This is a genomic window from Desulfotomaculum copahuensis (genome assembly GCF_001655685.1).
GTDB lineage: Bacteria > Bacillota > Desulfotomaculia > Desulfotomaculales > Desulfovirgulaceae > Desulfotomaculum_G > Desulfotomaculum_G copahuensis.
In genome coordinates this window covers 1-226 of the sequence record NZ_LYVF01000116.1, presented here as the reverse complement: position 1 = coordinate 226, position 226 = coordinate 1, and the positions used below count along the sequence as shown (strand labels likewise).

The window sequence follows — 226 nt, the reverse complement described above, 5'->3', positions numbered from 1 at the left end:
GCTGGTTTTCGCCCAAAAGGCGCAAGATCTCGCTGCGCGGATACCGGCGCTGACCGGATGGTGTGCGGATACATTGGATTTTTCCCGCCTTTTCCCATCGGCGCAGGGTCATCGGCACCACACCGAGTATCTCACATGCTTTACGCATTGGAAGGTAATTTTCCAGTTGATTCTTCATGAGGAAAGTTTAGCATTGTTTAGCGAATCAGTCAACTGCTAACTAGAC

1 protein-coding gene is annotated in these 226 nt (G+C 50.4%); it reads right to left on the bottom strand.

Annotation, left to right across the window (positions count from 1 at the left end; all coding sequences use genetic code 11):
* On the bottom strand, window positions 1–148 hold a 148-nt coding region (locus A6M21_RS19105), incomplete at its 3' end, for a MerR family DNA-binding transcriptional regulator (RefSeq protein WP_427854612.1).
* Window positions 149–226: the final 78 nt, after the last annotated feature.